The following is a 16265-nucleotide window of genomic DNA, read 5'->3' on the forward strand; positions in this document are numbered from 1 at the left end:
AGATGGGTTTCGCTTCGCTCTACCCATCCTACGCTGTCGGAGCAGTGTCCCTTACGAGAACGCCTGGATGCCGGTGATGGCGCGGCCGAGGATCAGCGCGTGGACGTCGTGCGTGCCCTCATAGGTGTTCACCGTCTCGAGGTTCGCGGCGTGCCGCATCACGTGATACTCGATCTGGATGCCGTTGCCGCCGTGCATGTCGCGCGCCATGCGGGCGATGTCGAGCGACTTGCCGCAATTGTTGCGCTTGACGATCGAGATCATCTCGGGCGCCATCTTGCCTTCGTCCATCAGGCGGCCGACGCGCAATGAGGCCTGCAGGCCGAGCGCGATCTCGGTCTCCATGTCGGCGAGCTTCTTCTGCACCAGCTGGGTGGCGGCCAGCGGCCGGTTGAACTGCTTGCGGTCGAGCGTGTACTGGCGCGCGCGGTGCATGCAGTCCTCGGCGGCGCCGAGCGCCCCCCAGGAGATGCCGTAGCGGGCGCGGTTGAGGCAGCCGAACGGGCCCTTGAGGCCGGAGACGTTGGGCAGCAGCGCGCTTTCCGGCACCACGACGTTATCGAGCACGATCTCACCGGTGATCGAGGCGCGCAATGAGAGCTTGCCGCCGACCTTCGGCGCCGACAGGCCCTTCATGCCCTTCTCGAGGATGAATCCGCGGATCTGGTTGTCATGCGCTGCCGACTTGGCCCACACCACGAACACGTCGGCGATCGGCGCATTCGAGATCCACATCTTGGCGCCGTTCAGCTTGTAGCCGTCGGCGACTTTCTCGGCGCGGGTCTTCATGCCGCCGGGATCGGAACCGGCATCGGGCTCGGTCAGGCCGAAACAGCCGACCCATTCTCCGGTGGCGAGCTTGGGGAGATATTTCTTGCGCTGGCTCTCGTCGCCATAGGCGTAGATCGGATACATCACCAGCGAGGTCTGCACCGAGTTCATCGAGCGATAGCCAGAGTCGACGCGCTCGATCTCGCGGGCGACGAGGCCGTAGGCCACGTAGCTCGCATTGGCGCAGCCATATTCCTCGGGCAGCGTCACGCCGATCAGGCCGAGCTCGCCCATCTCGTTGAAGATCTCGCGGTCGGTCTTCTCTTCCAGATAGGCCTTGGTGACCCGCGGCAGCAGCTTGTCCTGCGCATAGGCCCGCGCGGTGTCGCGGATCAGGCGCTCGTCTTCGGTGAGCTGGTCGTCAAGCAGGAAGGGATCATCCCACTGGAAGCTGGCGGCAGCCGGCTTGTCCTTGGACTGGGGGCGCACGCTCATGAAACATCCTTTCGCGTCATCACTCGGAAATTGGCGGGTAAATTAAAGCGCTCAGCTGCGAAGCGCAATTGAATTGGGATCACCGTCATTTCGGGGCGATGCGCAGCATCGAACCCGGAATGACAGCTACTAGCCGTCGAACTTCTCATTCGACACAATCTCGATGCCGAAACCTGACAGCCCCTTGTAGTCGTGCACCGACGAGGTCAGGTGCCGGATCGAGGTGATGCCGAGATCGCGCAGGATCTGAGCGCCGACGCCGACCTCGCGCCATTGCTTGTTGCGATCGGCCTCCGCCGACTTCTGCTCGTCCACCGGCTGGACCGGAACTCCGGCGGCACCGTCGCGCAGATAGACCAGCACGCCGCGGCCGGCATCCTTGAAATGCCGCAACACGGCTTCCATCCGCGCCGGCCCGGTGAAGAGATCCTTGACGATGTTGGGCTTGTGCAGCCGTGTCAGCACGTCCCGGCCGTCGCCGATGCCGTTATAGACGAAGGCGGCATGCATGATTTCGTCGAACGGCGAACGATAGGCGTAGCCCTGCAGCGGACCGATCGGGCTCTCGGTGGTGAAGGTCGCGACCCGCTCGATCAGCTTCTCGCGCGCCTGGCGGTAGGCGATCATGTCGGCGATCGTGACGTGCTTGAGCTTGTGGGCGGCGGCGAATTTCGCGACCTGCTCGCCTTTCATCACGGTTCCATCGTCGTTCATCAGCTCGCTGATGACACCGACCGGCGGCAAGCCCGAGAGCCGGCACAGATCGACCGCGGCTTCGGTATGGCCCGAGCGCAGCAGCACGCCGCCATCGCGCGCGATCAGCGGGAAGATGTGGCCGGGGCGCGCGAAGTCGTTGGCGCCGGCATTGGGATTGGCCAGCGCGCGGCAGCAGGAGGCACGTTCCTCGGCCGAGATGCCGGTGCCGCCATCGGGCTTGTAGTCGATCGAGACGGTGAAGGCCGTGGTGTGGTTGGACTCGTTGTGCGCCACCATCGGGTCGAGCCGCAGCCGGCGGGCATCCTCGGTGGTAATCGGCGCGCAGACGATGCCGGAGGTGTGGCGGATGATGAAGGCCATCTTTTCCGCCGTGCAGAACGACGCCGCGACGATCAGATCGCCCTCGCCTTCCCGATCGTCATCGTCGGTGACGACGACGAGTTCACCCTTCGCAAAGGCTTGCAGCACTTCCTGGATCGTATCGGCCATTGTCCTGACATCTCGCTTTATGCAGGCAGTGGATTAGCCGGGTTCCGATGGCAGCGCCAGTATCATTATGCAACCCGCCATGCGTTTGGCAGGCATACCAGGAGCTCGTAGCCCGGATGGAGCGGAAGCGAAATCCGGGACCATGCACACGGAAACATCCCCGGATTTCGCTTCGCTGCATCCGGGCTACACAGTCGGCTTCTACGGCAGCACTTCGCGGCGGTCGCTGAGCTGGGCATCCAGCTCGGCGCGCTTGTCGTCGAGCAGGCCGGCGTCGGCGGCCTCGATCACCGAGTAAAGCTCGGCGGCGTCGCTGAGCCGGGTCACCGTCACGTAGTCGGCGCCGGCGGCGTAGAGATCGTCGACGCCGGTCAGGAGATCGGCGGTGGCGACGATCCGCGCGGTCGGATTGAGCGCGCGGACGTGGCGCACCAGCTTCTCATTGTCGGCGCCGACCAGCAGGAAATCCGGCACGCTCAGGATGATGATCTCGGCCTTGCCGATGCCGGCATGGACCAGCGTGTCGACGTTGCTGATGTCGCCATAGATCACGTGCATGCCGCGGTCGGACAGCGTGCGGAACACCAGCGGATTGAAGTCGATGACGCTGATCTGCTCGAGCAGGGACTGGTTCTGCCGCTCGATCTGGCTGATCAGCGCGCTCGCGGCGCGGAAAAAGCCGAGGATCACGATGCGCCGGATCTCGCCATGTCCGCCCTCCTGGCCGCCCTCACCGCGGGCTTCGCCCACATGGTCGAGATCGCGCAGGCCGATGCGCTTCAAGGGGCCGATCAGGCCGCGCACGATCTGGTCGCTGCGCCCAATCGCGAAGGTCGAAAGCACCGCCAGCACCACGAAGGCGAACGAGGCCGCGCTCGCGGTCTCGGTCCCGATATGGTTGGCGGCGATACCGGTCTGGATCACCACCAGCGAGAACTCGGAGATCTGCGCCAGATTGATCGCCGGCAGCAGGCTGGCGCGCAGGCCCTGCTTCATCAGGTAGAGCGGCGTGAACGTCGTGACCAGGCGGCTCGCCACCGTGAACGCCGCGATGACAAGCGCCAGTCCGATCACCTGCAAGCCCGGGATCGGGATCGTCATGCCGAGCGCGACGAAGAACAGCGTGATAAAGAAATCCCTGAGCGTCGTGACCTTGGCGGTGACGTCGAGCGCGTAGGGAAAGGTCGAGATCGAGACGCCCGCGACCAGCGAGCCCATCTCGCGCGACAGATGCAGCCGCTCGGCGATCTCGCCGATCAGGAAGCACCAGGCGAGCGCGCCGAGCAGCACCAGCTCGGGCCGCCGCGCGATCTGGTGGAACAGCCGCGGCAGCACGTAGCGGCTCAGCACCAGTGCGGTCGCGACCAGCACCGCAACGCGGGCGATCGACAGCAGCACGACGCTGATCTGCAGATTGTCGAGGCTCGGTTGAACCGCCAGGAACAGGATCGCGAAGATGTCCTGCAGCACCAGCACGCCGAGCGTGATGCGGCCCGGCAGCGTATCGAGCTCGCGCTTCTCGTAGAGCACCTTGACGATGATGACGGTCGAGGACAGCGCGCAGGCGACGCAGAGATAGACCGCATCGAACTTGCCGCCGCCGATCGCAAGGCCTATTCCCGCAAAGAACGCCACGCCGATCAGGCAGCCGCCGATCAGCTCGCCGGCGCCGGCGAACAGGATGACCTTGCCGGCGCGGATGATCTTCTTGAGGTCGATTTCGAGCCCGATCATGAACAGCATGAAGATCAGGCCGAGCTCGGAGATGACGCTGATCGATTCCTGGGACTTGACCCAGCCCATGCCGAATGGACCAATGAAAAAGCCGGCGATAAGGTACGCAAGGATCAGCGGTTGCCGGGAGAAATGGGCCAATAGCCCAATCCCCCAGGCAAACAGGATACAGAGCGTGATATCGGGAATCAGTTCATGCATGCGTCAAAGACTTCCTTTGCCGCAACCTAGAGGGCCGGGCGTGAGGATCAACCTAGCAATGTGTCACATCCGCGCAGGCGGCATTTTTCTGGCAGTTCTGCTCTGCCTGCCCACCGTGCGGGTGACGGAGGCGCTAGCACAATCTCCGGCGAGTATTGAACAAAATTTTGCGAACTCGCTGACCGCGGTGCCGTCGGAAGGCCTCACCGCCACCGGTGCGTTCTACGTGCCGGTGTATTCCAGCGTGTCGATGAGCCAGGGCAAGCTCAGGGCGGATTTCTCGGTGACGCTCAGCGTGCACAATGCCTCCGAGACCAAGCCGCTGGTGCTGAAGCGGATCGCCTATTTCGACACATCAGGCAAGATGGTGGAGAACTACCTCAAATCGCCGATCGCGCTAAAACCGTTTGCGACCGTCGAGGTCGCGATCGCGACGACCGATACACGCGGCGGCACCGGCGCGAATTTCGTGGTCGATTGGGCCGCCGCCGGCGAGATCGCGGAACCGGCAGTCGAGGCCCTGATGATCGGCAGCGTCGGCGCCGGGCACTATGCCTTCGTCAGCCAGGGCCGCCCGATCCGGCTGACCGGCAAGAATTGACTTCACGGACGTCCGCTGACGTGCGGCCGCCTCAACGATAACAACACGGAGCGAAACGTCCCATGTCCACCTCAGCCCAGTTCGATTTTGCACCACTGCTCCCGGCCGGCCTGCCTGCACCGGCCGCGCGCTGGACCGGGCTCGCGAAATACAGCTTCGTCGGCGGCAACAACGATCCCGACCAGGTCCCGGTCGACGGACTATTGGAAGCGGTCAACGCCGTGCTGAAGCGCGAGGGCCGGAATCTTGCGACCTACAATCTCGCGCACGGGCCACAGGGCTATCTGCCGCTGCGCCAGTTCCTGACCGAGAAGCTGAAGCGCGATGCCGGAATTGGCTGCACGCCGGATGAGATCATGATCGTCTCCGGCTCGCTGCAAGCGCTCGATCTGGTCAATCAAACCCTGCTCGCCAAGGGCGACACCGTGCTGATCGAGCAGGAGACCTATCAGGGCTCGCTGAACCGGTTGACGCGGCTCGGCGTCAACGCGGTCGGCATTCCCCTCGACGGCGACGGCATCCGGATCGATGCGCTGGCCGCCGCGCTCGCCGATCGCAAGCGGCGCGGCATCACGCCGAAATACATCTATACCATCCCGACCGTGCAGAACCCGACCGGCTCGATCCTACCCGAAAGCCGCCGCGCCGAGATGCTGAAGCTGTCGAAAGAATACGGCGTGCCGATCTTCGAGGACGATTGCTATGCCGATCTGATCTGGAACGGCGAGCGGCCCCCCGCGATCTACGCCATGAGCACGCATGGCGGCGTCATCCATATCGGCTCGTTCTCGAAGTCGATTGCGCCGGCGCTGCGGGTCGGCTTCATCGTCGCGCCATGGGCAATCATGTCGCGGATGCTGCCGCTGAAGACCGATGCCGGCTCCGGCGCGCTGGAGCAGATGGTGCTCGCGGAATATTGTGGGCCGCATTTCGCGACCCACGTGCCCAAACTGACGCGAGGGCTGCGCGCAAAACTCGACACGCTGATGGAGGCGCTGAACGAGCAATTCGGCACCGCGGCGGAATTCGAGGCGCCGAAGGGCGGCATCTTCCTGTGGGTCAAGCTGCCCGACAATGTCGACACGTCGAAGCTCTATCAGGCCGCGCTCGCCGCCGGAGTCTCGATCAATCCGGGACCGGAATGGTCGACCAGCAAGGCGCATTCCGGCAGCCGGCTGCGGCTCTGCTTCGCGAGCCCCTCGCACGCGCAGATCCGCGAGGGCATCGCGGTGCTGGCCGAGGTGTGCCGCAAGGAATTCGGCGTGCCCGCGCGCAGCAGCAATGTGGAGAAGCGCGGCTGATGTTCCGCGCTCAACGCACCGAAAACGGCGCCTGATAGGGCCGGCCGAACGGCACGCCGTTGATGACTGTCTGCACCGGCTTCAGCTGCTGATTGCCGTCGCGCTTGTTGTTGCGGGTGTCGACGAAGGTGACGGGACCTTCGACGAGGTCCATGATCGCGACATCGCCAGGGGCGCCGCGCTGCAGCGTGCCGATCTTCGGCGTCCGATTGATGATCCGGGCCGGCGCCGAGGTCGCCATCGCCACCACCTGATCCAGCGAGGAGCCCATCGCCAAAAACTTGCTCATCACGTTCGGCAGGAACGGGATGCCGGGCGAATTGCCCGAGAAGACGTGGATGTCGGAAGAGATCGTGTCGGGTGTGCAGCCCGCCGGAATTGCGATCTCGGCTACCGTGAAGTCAAAGCTGCCGCCGCCATGGCCGACGTCAAACAGCACGCCGCGCTGCTTGGCCGCAAGCGCGGCCGGCAACAGCTTGCCGTCCTGCACGATGTTGGTGAAGGCGCCGGACATGTTCGGCGCGCCGGAATAGGCGTGGGTGAGGATATCGCCCGGCCGCAGCAGGTCGAGAATATCGGACATCAGCTCCTTGGTCTCGACGCCGCCGATATGCACCATCATCCGCGCCGGCCAGCCGCACATCTCGCAGGCCTGGATACCGCGCTTCAGCGGCTCGATGCCGTGCTTGAAGATGACGTTCTCCGACATCCGCACCTTGACTCCGATCAGGAAGTCCGGGTTCTCGGCCAGCGCCATCGCGCAGGCTTCGACCTGGGCGTTGTCGATGTTGTAGAGCTCGGCCACCGGGAAGGCCGACAGGCCGTTATTGGCGATGTGGACGAAAGCATAAATCCGCGTCCGCGACTGCGCCACGATGAAGCGTCGCAGCGCCGCGAGGTTGTTGACGCCGGCATCGCCGGCCGAGACCACTGTCGTGGTGCCCTGGAATTGCACCAGCTCGTCGGCGGGAATGCCGATCGCGGACCCATAGGGGTAGACGTGGCAATGCAGATCGACGAGGCCCGGCATCACGAGCTTGCCCGACGCATCGATGATCTTGCTGGCGCGCGCGGCCGGAATCTCGTCCTCGATCGCCTCGATCAGGCCCCAGCGGATGCCGATGTCGCGCTTGCCGCGCAACGACTGGCTGGGATCGATCACGTCGCCGCTCTTGATCACGAGGTCGAACTTGTCATCCGGCCCCATCGCGGCTGCGGCCGGCCCTGCGATGGCAGCGGCGGCAGCCGATCCCGCACCTTTCAAGAAATCCCGGCGTGAAGATCCACTCACGGCAACGTCCCCCCGAACATTGATTTTTGTGGCGCGATGATGCGTCGGACTCCGGGGTTAGGCAAGTCCACCTGAACAACCGTTCAGAAAACTCTGCTTGTTCCTGAGGAACGTTTCGATGCCTGCACGGTTTTCTCGTCGCATCATTTGAGGAGGATGACATGAAAAAGATTGGTTTTGTTCTTGCGGCGATCGGCACGCTCGCAGTGGCCGTTCCGTCGATCGCGAGCGCCGAGACCGTCGTGATCAAGCGCGGCCATCACCATCATTGGGATCGCGGCTGGGGCGCGCGCGCCGAGATGCGCCGTGGTTGGCATGACCGCGGTTGGCATCGCGGCTGGCATCACGATCATGACCGCACGGTCGTGATCAGGCGCGATCGCTACTAATCACCGACACATCCAAGAGACCGACACAACGGAAAATGGCTCCTCGCGGAGCCATTTTCTTATTCTGCGTCTTGATCAGATGCTGGAGGGGCTCAATCCCACGCCGGGGCAAAGCCCGGATTGACGCAGCGCATGTCCTTGCGGAGTGCAGCGATCGCGTTGCGATCATCATCGTCGAGCTTGACCTTCAGCGCGTCGAGATTGGCCTGCTGGCTCTCCGCGCGCGAGGCCTTCGGAATCGCCGCAACGCCGTCCTGATCGAGCAGCCATTTCAGCGCCACCTGGGCTGCGGTCGCACCATGCTTCTTGCCGATCTTCGTCAGCGTCTCATCGGTCGCGAAACGGCCCTGCGCCAGCGGACAATAGGCCACCAGCGGGATCGATTTCGCGGCGAGATATGTCCGCACCGGCGTCTGGTCCAGCATCGCGTGATATTCGATCTGGTTGCAGGCGATCGGCGCCTTGATGTCCTCGACCACGATCTTGAGCAGCGCGGTGGTGAAATTGGCGACGCCGATCGCGCGGACGCGGCCCTCCTGCTTCAGCCGCATCAGCGTTTCGAACACGGCCGGCAGCTTCATGTTCTTCGACGGCCAGTGCACCAGATAGAGATCGACGTGATCGAGCCGCAGCTTCTTCAGGCTGGCATCGAACGCCGTCCGGATCGCATCCGGTGCCAGATTCTCGTGCCACACCTTGGTCGTCACATGCAGGTCCTTGCGCGGGACCTTGGAAGCCGCGATCGCCGCGCCGATCGGCTCTTCATTGGCGTACATCTCGGCGGTGTCGATGTGCCGGTAACCGAGCCCGAGCGCGCTCTCGACCGCCGCGCGGCAGGCATCGCCCTGCATGCGGAAGGTGCCGAGCCCGAGTTGCGGCAGGCTGATGCCCTGTGTCTGCAGATTTTCCATGGATAGCTCCTGACGCGTGGGACGCCGAGGAAATCGACGACGTCACGCCAGCAAATCGTTTCGTGGGAATGAAATTGGCAGGACTGCCAATGCCTAGTCTGCCCGCAAACCGGCCCTTCGGGCAAGCCGCCGCAAATCAAGATGTCGCGACGGCATTGGCGAGCTTAAATATGTTCCGCCAAGGCCTGGCCGGGCCGCGCGTCCGGCCTTGGCTCGATGTCGACCGACCAGAGATCGTGGTTGTCGACGTCCTTCAGCGTCACCGTCATCACGGCGGTCCTGCCGTCGATGTCGACGCGGCCAAAGAATTGCAGGCCGAAGCAGGGCGCGAGGTTGTCGCCCTGCTCGGCGGTGCAGCCCTTCTGGTACATCGCCTTCGGGCCGAAGGTGTTGTCGAGTGCGCCCGGCGACCAGGTGCCGGCATGCAGCGGACCGGAGACGAACTCCCAGAACGGCTCGAACTCCTGGAACACGGCGCGGTTCGGATCATAGTGATGCGCCGCGGTGTAATGCATGTCCGCCGTGAGCCACACCGTGTTGCGGACGCCGGCGCGCTTCATGAAGGACAGCAGGTCGGCGATCTCGTGCTCGCGCCGCTCGGGCGGCCCGTCGCCGAGCGCAACGGCATCGAGGCTGATGAGCCCGATCGGCAGATCCGCCGCGATCACCTTCCAGACAGCATCCGATGCCATCAGTTCGCGCTTCAGCCAGGCCAGCTGACTCTCGCCGAGGATGAACGCCTGCTCCGGATCGCCCTGCTTGTTCCAGCTGGAATCGCGGTAGGATGGCATGTCGACGATGAAGACGTCGAGCAACGGCCCGTAGGCGATCTTGCGATAGACCCGGCCGTCGCGCTCCGGCATCAGCCGCATCGGCATGAATTCGTGGAACGCACGCCGCGCCCGCGCCACCAGCTTCGAATTGCCGTCCGCGTCGTAGCCGGTCGCGTCGGCGGTGCCGATCGGCGACCAGTCATCGGCCACCTCGTGGTCGTCCCACTGCGCGAACACAGGCACTTCGGCATGGAAGGCGTGGAAATTCTCGTCGAGCCAGTTGTATTTGTAATTACCGCGAAACTGCTCAAGGGTCTCCGCGACGACGGATTTCTCAGGGGTGACGACGTTGCGCCAGACCTCGCCGTTCGGCAGCGCTTGCTCCGCGGGCACCGTGCAATCCGCATAAATATGATCGCCCGAGTGGATGAAGAAATCCGGGCGCTCGTTCAGCATGGTGCGGTAGCTGCGCAGGCCGCCGCGAGCGGGGTCGATGCCCCAGCCCTGCCCAACGACGTCGCCGGACCAGACAAAGGAGACCGAGCGGCGATCGACCGGCGCAGTGCGGAAATGCCCGATGCGGCTTTCGCCGACGAGGCCGTCGCGATCCTCGAAGCTGACGCGATAGAACAGGTCCTGCCCCGGCGGCAGGCCATCCAGCAGCAGCTTTGCGGTGAAGTCGCGCTCGGGCAGCGCGTCGGCGGTCGCGCTGCGCAGGATGGTGGCAAAGCTCTCGACCGCGGCGCATTCGATCCGCATGTGCGCGGCGCGATCGGCGCGGGCCCAGATCACGGCGGAATCGCTGGCGACGTCGCCGGACTGGATCCCTGTGATCGCGGGCCGATCCGCGGCGCGGCTTAGATAGGGCCTTGCCAGCGCCCCCAATCCCGCGAGCGCAGCCGTCGACGCCGAGCGCACCAGAAGTTGACGCCTTGTAAGGTCTCGCCCCCTTGCGGAGATCGCTGTCGGCATCGAATAACCTTCGTCGAATCGCAACGAAGGTTTTGCCTGCGCCGTTTGACTCCGCCCTGACGGTTTCTTGACTCTGCGCCGACGGTTTTGCGACGGCGGGATGACTCAGGGAAATTCTGGGAACGGCATGGGGCGCCGAGCGCTCACGCGCCTGACCCGTCATCCTGTCAGGAGGCGCCACCGGGTCCGCGCGAAGCGCGGCCCGATGACAGGCTCCGCGCGTCTCGAAGGATGAATCGGCCAGAGACGGGCCGTCGATCCTTCGAGACGCGCGCAAGTGCGCGCTCCTCAGGATGACGGTTTGGGATTAGTGCACCTCGAAAGAGAGAGGCGCGGCCGCCGCCTCTCACCGCCGCCAGTTGCAGATGCCGCCGGTGCGGCACGGCCAGGTCTGGATCCTGGTATCGCGGGCTTCGGCATCGAGCGGGTTCGAATGCCGACGCGCGAGCTTGGCGCGAGCAGGAACGTGCGCGACTGCGCGCTTCCGCTCGCGCGGTGCCGTCTCGCGCGGCGCCGTCACCCTGGTGGTCCGTACCGGCTTCTGCCGCTCGACCTTCGGCTCCTCAACCTTCGGTTCGGCGGCTGCATGCTGATCCGGCCCATGGTCGGCCTTCGCCTCGACCGGAACCGGCTCGAACTGCGCCGGCGGGCCAAGCGGCTTCGGCGACAGGACTGCGCGTGAAAGATCGAGGCTGAAGAACTCGCTCGGGCGGTAGTCGTCGGCCAACGCCACACCGCCCCATGCTAGGCACGCGGCGCAAACGGTTGCAACCAAAACGTTTTTCAGGACCGTCAAAAAGGCCTCCTGAAATCACTCGAACAGAACAGCCATCATGTAGGGGCCCGGCCGCGCGAATCCAGCCGCAGGTTGCGGGCAGGGTTACCGGTCAACCAAGGCGGCCGCGGAAAGTTCCCCTACTCGGCCGCCTGTGCCAGCGGCTGGCCGATCGCACGCTCGAGCCGCGCACATTCGGTGCGGTAGCGGGCGACGTTGCCTTCCTTGATGTGGCCGTAGCCGCGCACGAGGTCCGCAGCCTTGGCCAGCGCCACCAGGCGCGACAGATCGAGCGGCTTGTTGCCGTCGAGATGCCGCAGGATCATCGCCGAATATTCGACCGGCAGCGCGCGCTCCATTTTGCGCTCGGCGGTATAGCCGAAGATGTCGAACGCGGTGCCGCGCAGGCCCTTCAGCCCGGCCAGCAAGCCGAACGCCTTGAAGATCCACGGGCCGAACTCGCGCTTCTGCAAGCGCCCGGTGACGGGATCGCGCTGTGCCAGCAGCGGGGGCGCCAGCAGGACCTTCAAACCGGAATTGCCCTCGAACTGCTCCCGCAGCGCCTTGCTGAACTCGCCATCGGAATAGAGCCGCGCGACCTCGTATTCGTCCTTGTAGGCCATCAGCTTGAACAGGCCTTTTGCAAAAGCCTCGGTCAGGTCCTGCGAGCCCGGCGCCGCCGCGGCTTCCGCCGTGCGGACACGCGCGACGTCGTCGAGATAGCGCTTGGCGTAGGCCGCGTCCTGATAGTCGGTGAGGAATTTGGCGCGGAATGCGATCGCTTCATCCAGCGTCTTCTTGGCCGGAGCTGCGCCCGCATTCTTGAAGCGGGCGGCGCTGACCACGCGCTGAAGATCGTGCGCGGCAAGCCGGCCCCACGAGAACGCGGTCTTGTTCATCTCGATCGCGGCGCCGTTGAGCTCGATCGCTTTCAGAATCGCGTCGAGCGACAGCGGGATCGCGCCGCGCTGGAACGCGAAGCCGAGCATGAAGGCGTTGGTGGCGATGCTGTCGCCCATCAGCGCGGTGGCAAGCCCGGTGGCGTCGAGGATGTCGAGATCGCCTGATGTCACCGCGCCGTTCAGGGCATCGCGCATCGAGCTTGCCTCGAAGTCGATATCGGGATCGATCACGAAGCTCGCGGTCGGCAGCAGGTCGGCGTTGACGACGGCGCGGGTGACGCCGCGCTCGGCACGGCTCAGCGCCGGCACGCTGGTGGCGACGACGAGGTCGCAGCCGAGGATCAGATTGGCATTGCCCGGCGCGATGCGGACCGTGGTCAGCATATCGGATGTAGGCGCCAGCCGGACATGGCTCATGACCGCGCCGTTCTTCTGCGACAGGCCGGTGAAGTCGAGCGTCGAGCAGGCCAGCCCCTCGACATGCGCGGCCATGCCGAGCAGCGCGCCGATGGTGATGACGCCGGTGCCGCCGATGCCGGTGATCAGGATGTTGTAGGGATTGCTCAGGGTGGCCGCAGGCGGCGTCGGCAGGTCGGCAAACAGCGCCTTCGGATCGGCAGCGGTGCGGTCGGCCTTGCGCAGCTTGGGATCCTGCACCATCACGAAGCTCGGGCAGAAGCCCTCGATGCAGGAGAAATCCTTGTTGCAGTTCGACTGGTCGATGCGGCGCTTGCGACCGAGCTCTGTCTCCAGCGGCTGCACCGAGACGCAGTTCGACGCCACCGAGCAGTCGCCGCAGCCTTCGCAGACGCGCTCATTGATGAACACGCGCTTGGCCGGATCGGGAAACAGCCCGCGCTTGCGGCGGCGGCGCTTCTCGGCGGCGCAGGTCTGGTCGTAGATCAGGACGGTGAGGCCCTCGATCTCGCGCAAGGTGCGCTGCACGGCGTCGAGCTCGCGGCGATGATGGATGGTGGCGCCCGACGGGAAATAATTGGCGGGATATTTGTCGGGATCGTCGGAGACGATCGCGAGCTTCTTGGTGCCCTCCGCCCAGACCTGATGCGCGATCTGCGAGACCGTGAAGCCGCCCTCGGCGGGCTGACCGCCGGTCATCGCCACCGCATCGTTGTAGAGGATCTTGTAGGTGATGTTGACGCCGGCGGCCGCCGCCGCGCGCAGCGCCAGCAGACCGGAATGCGTATAGGTGCCGTCGCCGAGATTCTGGAACACGTGCTGTTCGCTGGTGAACGGCGCCTGCCCGATCCAGCTCACGCCCTCCGCGCCCATATGCGAGATGGTCTGAGTGTTGCGGTTCGGCACCGACAGCGCCATGCCGTGACAGCCGATACCGGCCATGGCGCGGCTGCCCTCGGGGATCTTGGTCGACGAATTGTGCGGGCAGCCCGAGCAGAAATACGGCGTCCGCGACAGTTTCGCGGTCCCCGTACCCTCGGCCGGACGATCGAACGCCTCGAGTTTTGCCAGGCGCTGCTCCAGCAGCGGACTGCGGTGGCCGAGCTTGCGCAGCCGCGCCACCACGGCGGCGGCGACCATGGTCGGCGTCAACTCGCCCTCGCTCGGCAGCAGCGGCGCGCCGCTCTCGTCGCGCTTGCCGACCACCGACGGACGCCTGGCAGCATCCATGTTGTAGAGGATGCGGACCAGCTGGTCCTCGATGAAGCCGCGCTTCTCCTCGACCACCAGCACGTCCTGCAAGCCCTCGGCGAAGGCGCGCGCGCCGTTTGCTTCGAGCGGCCAGGTCAGCGCCACCTTGTAGATGCGCAGCCCCAGCGCCTGCGCCTCGGCATCGGTGATGCCGAGATCGGCGAGCGCCTGGCGCAGGTCGAGATAGGCCTTGCCGGTCGCCATGATGCCGAGCCGCGCCGGCTTGGAATCCAGCACGATGCGGTCGAACCGGTTGGCGCGGGCGAAGGCCGCGATGGCCTCCATCTTGGGTCCGTGCAGACGACGTTCGGCCTCCAGCGGCGGATCCGGCCAGCGGATCGAGAGCCCGCCCGGCGGCATCTCGAAATCGTCGGGCATGATGATCCTGATGCGGTCGGGATCGCTGACGATCGAGGCCGAGCTCTCCACCGTCTCCGAGATCGCCTTGAAGCCGACCCAGCAGCCGGAATAGCGCGACAGCGCAAAGCCGAGGATGCCGAGGTCGAGATAATCCTGCAACGTTGCCGGATTGACCACCGGCATCAGCGCCGAGGCGAACACCTGCTCGCTCTGATGCGCGAGCGTGGAGGACTGGCAGCCATGGTCGTCACCGGCGAGCGCGATCACGCCGCCATTCGGCGAGGTGCCGGCCGAGTTGGCGTGCTTGAGCGCATCGAGCGAGCGGTCGACGCCGGGACCCTTGCCGTACCAGATGCCGAACACGCCATCGACCCTGGCGCCGGGGAACATGCCGACCTGCTGGCTGCCCCAGACCGCGGTCGCCGCCAGATCCTCGTTGAGGCCGGGAACGAAGGCGATGTCATGCTGCTTCAGAAAGGATTTCGCCCGCCACAGCGCATGGTCGTACATGCCGAGCGGCGAGCCACGGTAACCGGAGATGAAACCGGCGGTGTTCAGCCCGTGCGCGCGGTCGCGTTCGCGCTGCAACATGGGCAATCGGACCAGCGCCTGGGTACCGGAGAGGAAGATTCGCTTGGTGTCCAACCGGTACTTGTCGTCCAGTCCAACTTCCATCAACGCCATCAGTCAGGCTCCCCGCCGGTTAGTCGCGCCGGTCCGCACCGGTCTCGTTGTCGTCGGAATAATCATGCATCAGCATGCACTGATTTTGTTATGCATGAACAGCCCCGTTCCATGGCCGCAGCACATATCTCGTGCTGCGCCTGCGAGGCCTTGTTGCTCCGCGAGGCTTTGTAGTCCTGCGAGGCTTGCCGAACCCCGGCATCTTTGAAACGGTGGCGGGCAAAGGGAGACCAAGGATGATTACAGTCGAATCCGCGTTCACGACGGAAATCGTGGAGAAGGAGAGTCTGCTGGTGGGTCCCTGGCGCAGCCCGAAGCAGATGCTGCAGGCCCAGACCTACGACTCCCACGCGTCGATCCACGACGACGCAACCGCGCAGAAGCTCGGCTTCCGCGGCGGCACGATTGAAGGGCCGACCCATTTCAGCCAGTTCGCGCCGCTGTGCGAGCGGATCTGGGGCCGGGCCTGGTTCATGACCGGATGCCTCTCCGTGCATTATCGCAACCCGGTGTTCGAAGGCGAAGAGGTGCAGGCCCAGATCGAGAAGCCGAAGCCGGGGCAGACCGTTTGCACCATCGGGATGATCAAGCGCGACGGCACTGAAATCCTGCGCGGCACGGCCTCGATCGACGGTGACGGCAGCGAGACCGCGCTGAGCCATCGGCTCGGCGAACTGAAGCCGCTGACCGATCCGGTGATCCTCGCCGACATCAAGGTCGGCATGAAGACGCCGCGGCAGGCGATCAGGATGGATTTCGACCAGAACATGGGCGATCTCTACCCGTTTTCGCTGACCGACAAGCTCAAGGTGATCACCGAGCCGTCGGACTATTATTCGCTGGAGCACAATCCCTGGGGCCGCGCCATCATCCCGATGGAGATGCTGAGCGTGCTGTTCCAGTACCGCGCCCGCGAGGACCGGCTGCCGGTCCGGGGCCCTGCGGTCGGGCTGTTCGCCGACCAGGAGATCCGGCTTGTGCGCGGGCCGCTATTCCCGGGCGAGACCTATTGGGTCGAGCGCGAGGTCGTGGCGCTCTCCGGCAGCAAGCGCACCGAGAGCATGTGGGTGCGCTCGACCGTGTTCGATGCCGACAACGCCGTCGTCGCCACCATGCTGCTCAACGGCGCCAGCATGAAGGACTCCTACGCCAATTACGAAAGCGAGCACAAAGCCCTCTACGGCTGAGGCAATAGCCGCCTGTTCCGCAAGCCGCCGCAACAAGGACAACA

Annotated in this window: 12 protein-coding genes; 4 read left to right on the forward strand and 8 right to left on the reverse strand. The window is 64.9% G+C overall.

The features are described from left to right. Positions 1-51: 51 nt before the first annotated feature. From ACVINW_RS39000 to ACVINW_RS39010, 3 genes are all read right to left on the reverse strand, one after another. Entirely contained in the window at positions 52-1266 is a 1215-nt protein-coding gene (locus tag ACVINW_RS39000) for an acyl-CoA dehydrogenase (protein ID WP_456756210.1), read from the reverse strand. 129 nt (positions 1267-1395) lie between these two features. After that, positions 1396-2472: a 3,4-dihydroxy-2-butanone-4-phosphate synthase gene (ribB, locus tag ACVINW_RS39005; protein ID WP_456756211.1), complete on the reverse strand. Its 1077-nt coding sequence runs from the start codon at positions 2470-2472 to the stop codon at positions 1396-1398. 201 nt (positions 2473-2673) lie between these two features. Further along, positions 2674-4407, reverse strand: a complete 1734-nt coding sequence (locus ACVINW_RS39010) for a cation:proton antiporter domain-containing protein (RefSeq protein WP_456756212.1) — start codon at positions 4405-4407, stop codon at positions 2674-2676. Between the two features lie 58 nt (positions 4408-4465). Here ACVINW_RS39010 and ACVINW_RS39015 point away from each other — a divergent pair, with 58 nt between their 5' ends. Together ACVINW_RS39015 and ACVINW_RS39020 are read left to right on the forward strand one after the other, a co-directional pair. Further along, positions 4466-5008 carry a DUF3124 domain-containing protein gene (locus tag ACVINW_RS39015; protein ID WP_456756213.1) on the forward strand — a complete coding sequence of 181 codons (543 nt, stop codon included), beginning with the start codon at positions 4466-4468 and terminating at the stop codon, positions 5006-5008. A 62-nt stretch (positions 5009-5070) separates the two neighbouring features. Beyond that, positions 5071-6309 (forward strand): aminotransferase-like domain-containing protein, encoded by a 1239-nt coding sequence (locus ACVINW_RS39020; RefSeq protein WP_456756214.1) that lies wholly within the window; start codon positions 5071-5073, stop codon positions 6307-6309. A 10-nt stretch (positions 6310-6319) separates the two neighbouring features. Here the strand turns inward: ACVINW_RS39020 and ACVINW_RS39025 are convergent, their stop codons facing one another. Continuing rightward, a complete protein-coding gene (locus tag ACVINW_RS39025; RefSeq protein ID WP_456756215.1) occupies positions 6320-7600 on the reverse strand; it encodes an amidohydrolase family protein in 1281 nt (426 codons plus the stop codon). A 161-nt stretch (positions 7601-7761) separates the two neighbouring features. On the opposite strand from ACVINW_RS39025, the gene ACVINW_RS39030 reads away from it, so the two are divergent. Further along, positions 7762-7989, forward strand: a complete 228-nt coding sequence (locus ACVINW_RS39030) for a hypothetical protein (protein ID WP_456756216.1) — start codon at positions 7762-7764, stop codon at positions 7987-7989. A 92-nt stretch (positions 7990-8081) separates the two neighbouring features. On the opposite strand, the gene ACVINW_RS39035 is transcribed toward ACVINW_RS39030, so the two are convergent. The 4 genes from ACVINW_RS39035 to ACVINW_RS39050 form a co-directional block, all read right to left on the reverse strand. After that, on the reverse strand, positions 8082-8900 hold the full coding sequence (locus tag ACVINW_RS39035) for an aldo/keto reductase (protein WP_456756217.1): 819 nt from the start codon (positions 8898-8900) through the stop codon (positions 8082-8084). A 164-nt stretch (positions 8901-9064) separates the two neighbouring features. Further along, the gene (locus ACVINW_RS39040) at positions 9065-10645 is read right to left on the reverse strand and encodes an alkaline phosphatase D family protein (RefSeq protein ID WP_456756218.1); all 1581 of its coding nucleotides are present in this window, start codon (positions 10643-10645) and stop codon (positions 9065-9067) included. A gap of 346 nt (positions 10646-10991) precedes the next feature. Continuing rightward, the gene (locus ACVINW_RS39045) at positions 10992-11378 is read right to left on the reverse strand and encodes a hypothetical protein (RefSeq protein ID WP_456756219.1); all 387 of its coding nucleotides are present in this window, start codon (positions 11376-11378) and stop codon (positions 10992-10994) included. A gap of 182 nt (positions 11379-11560) precedes the next feature. Beyond that, entirely contained in the window at positions 11561-15034 is a 3474-nt protein-coding gene (locus ACVINW_RS39050; protein WP_456756220.1) for an indolepyruvate ferredoxin oxidoreductase family protein, read from the reverse strand. A 236-nt stretch (positions 15035-15270) separates the two neighbouring features. On the opposite strand from ACVINW_RS39050, the gene ACVINW_RS39055 reads away from it, so the two are divergent. Beyond that, positions 15271-16221, forward strand: coding sequence for a hypothetical protein (locus ACVINW_RS39055; RefSeq protein WP_456756221.1), 951 nt, complete (start codon positions 15271-15273; stop codon positions 16219-16221). Positions 16222-16265: the final 44 nt, after the last annotated feature.

The organism is Bradyrhizobium sp. USDA 4461, assembly GCF_054055655.1.